The organism is Brevundimonas sp. UBA5866, from assembly GCF_002432125.1.
Lineage (GTDB): Bacteria > Pseudomonadota > Alphaproteobacteria > Caulobacterales > Caulobacteraceae > Brevundimonas.
Genome location: NZ_DJFS01000014.1, coordinates 1 through 295, shown reverse-complemented (window position 1 = coordinate 295; position 295 = coordinate 1). Strand labels below are relative to the sequence as shown.

At 70.8% G+C, this 295-nt stretch carries 1 protein-coding gene; it reads right to left on the bottom strand.

Features of this window, described 5'->3' with window-relative positions:
- The coding region (locus tag B3H86_RS01180; protein WP_292050745.1) for a DEAD/DEAH box helicase at positions 1-295 on the bottom strand (295 nt) is incomplete at both ends.

Here is a 295-nt window from a genome sequence, read left to right as displayed (position 1 = left end):
TCATAGTGCTGGCGCGCGAGGATTTCGGTCGGGGCCATCAGGGCCGACTGGAAACCGCTGGAGGCCGTATCGGCCAGTACCACGGCGGCCACGGCCGTCTTGCCAGAGCCGACATCGCCCTGCAGCAGGCGGGCCATCTGCTCGCCGGACTTCAGATCGTGGCGGATTTCCTCGATGGCGCGGGCTTGCGCCCCCGTCAGCTTGAAGGGCAGGGCGTCCAGCAGGCGGTGCGAGGCCTCGCCCTCGCGGATGACAGGCGCGGGCGTGGACTGGCGGCTGGCCTTGCGGCGGGCCA